Genomic DNA, 2,329 nt, shown 5'->3' with positions numbered 1-2,329 from the left:
GGACGATTGACCATAGACCAAAACATCAAGAAGCTAGAACCTAGAAGTGAGAAGCAATATTTTTACAGGCGAGGTTTTTCTAGCTTCTAACCTCTCGCTTCTAGCTTCTGTTTTTCCCAGTCACGGTCGTTGCGGGGATGACAAGCGCATAGTTTTTAGAGGTGCCCTGAATTTGCTGATTTCTCAGAGGTTACTTAAAAGTATTTGCATGGCTTCAAAATAATGATATCAGGCTGAGCATGATACTAAATTGGACATATGTTGCTGCCGGGATTTTGCTCCTCTATTTCGGCGCGGATTTTCTGGTCCGGGGGGCCGGGCGTATCGCGGAAGGATTCAATGTCCGTCCCGTAATAATAGGACTGACGATAGTGGCATTCGGAACTTCCGTACCTGAATTTACAGTGAGCTCACTGGCTTCCTATGCCGGAAATTCTTCGATAGCGGTTGGTAATATAGTTGGAAGCAACATCTGCAATATAGGGTTGATAATAGGGGTCATAGCTCTGGTGAAGCCTGTCAATGTCGAACTCACGATGGTGAAGCGAGAGATCCCCATTATGATAGTCGCTACGCTGATTCTATTTGCGATGAGCGCCGATGGGAAAATAGGCAGAATTGAAGGGTCGATACTCATAGCCTGTATGATAGCGTTTATATCATATACCATCTTGCAGGTTAAAAAGGACAGGCTGACAGATTCCGATCAAAATGGCGTTATGCCCAAAAATGGAATTCCGCTTGCTCTCCTTCTTGTCTTAATTGGTCTTGTCGGCGTGATCGGCGGAGGTCATCTATTTGTAAAATCTGCCGAGAATATTGCACGTTTCTACGGTATCAGCGAAATTTTTATAGGCTTAACGCTCGTGGCAGTTGGGACATCCCTTCCCGAGTTTGCCACCTCTGCAGTGGCCGCGATGAAGGGTAAAGACGACATATGTGTTTCAAACGTGGTCGGCAGCAATATAGTCAATATTTTTTTTGGGATAGGTCTCGCTGCTGTCATATCCCCTCTTACCGTTGAATCAGGGCTTCTTATAAATGAATATATTTTCATGACAGGATTTGCTGTTGCTCTTCTTCCGCTGGCTAGAAAAGGACTTTTAATAAATAGGTGGGAGGGGCTGTTACTTCTCATCGCCTACGCTGCATTCTTGTACACTTCATATTTTTATTGATGCAGAATAACGCCTTCATCAAGTTTTTATAAGATCCACTACCTTTTCCTTGAATTTCTGGAGTTCATCGCGTTCTGAAAAATTTTGTATGTGATGGACGAGTTCGCCTGTGAGCTGCCGCCACAATTTGTGCTTGCATGTGTAGATACAGTCGAGGATTGAGTGGACGAGGTAATCTTCACCACGCCACGACTTCATAGCCAGTGCGATTTCATCGAACCCCAAGCTGTCGAGCATCTCGCTTATGTCCCTGGTGAACCTGCGTTCAAGTTCGGCGTGAACCTTGCTCGCACCTTTAAGTTCAGAATCTATCATCTCCATTATTATCGCTGCGCAATGTTCTTTTTTGGATTGGAGCTCCTTGCCTGACAAGCCTTTCATGTCATCTACTGATGCGGTGGTCCTCACTATGGGAGTTCCTGCAGACAGCTTGATCGAGACGTTCGGTTTGATGGCACTTCGGCCTTTTGGGCAGGCCAGAGCTGTTCCGGAAATGGCTATGGGAATAAGCCTAACATGAAAGGATTTTTCTGATTTGGCCGCCTCGAGGAGGACTTCCACCGTTATGAAAGCAGCTCCCTTCTTGAGATGGGCCCCATATTTTTTCATACGTGTCTTTGACCCGACCGTGTAGTATCCCGCATCGAGCTGTATCATTTGCGTGCTAGCATATGGGAGGGCCCTGCTCCCTTGGGGAAATATGGCCAGATCGGAGCCGTCGCGAATTATCCTTTCACTGGCTATTTTTGATATCGCCACAGCCTCTTCACGGCCGCCTTTTTTCCCGCGTTTCACGAAAATCATGCCAAGCGCCTCAGCGGCCATTCCTATTCCGAAGATCGAGTAAAAGAGCGGATTGCGCTTGAAATGATCCTCGGCCATCAGAAAAAGCGGGAGCTTCCTTTCAGAATTGTTTCTTGCCGCCATGGCGAGGGGAAGGAGCGGCGCTACTACGAAATCCAGAAAGCTCTTGTGCGTGAATAAAAATATATTAGAGCAGGAGTCCTTCTGTATTCCATCTATTCCTTCAAATGAAAGCTTCCCACGTATGAGTTTCAGGATTCGAGTTGCGAAGACGGCTGATATGGACGGGGCGATTTTTTCTACCTCTTCGCGGTCGAGTTTGCGTGAAAGCAGAGCGGTCAGCCTTG

General features: G+C 46.8%; 2 protein-coding genes. One reads left to right on the top strand and one right to left on the bottom strand.

The window, feature by feature from the left end; all coding sequences use genetic code 11:
- Positions 1–239 precede the first annotated feature (239 nt).
- Positions 240–1,178 carry a calcium/sodium antiporter gene (locus GX659_07335; protein NLD28595.1) on the top strand — a complete coding sequence of 313 codons (939 nt, stop codon included), beginning with the start codon at positions 240–242 and terminating at the stop codon, positions 1,176–1,178.
- An 18-nt stretch (positions 1,179–1,196) separates the two neighbouring features.
- Here GX659_07335 and GX659_07330 read toward each other — a convergent pair.
- Positions 1,197–2,329: hypothetical protein (locus tag GX659_07330; protein ID NLD28594.1), on the bottom strand; the 1,133-nt coding region annotated here is incomplete at its 5' end.

The sequence above is a fragment of the Myxococcales bacterium genome, from assembly GCA_012513515.1.
GTDB lineage: Bacteria > UBA10199 > UBA10199 > 2-02-FULL-44-16 > JAAZCA01 > JAAZCA01.
Note: the sequence above shows the minus strand (reverse complement) of the source record. Positions and strands in the feature narration are given on the sequence as shown.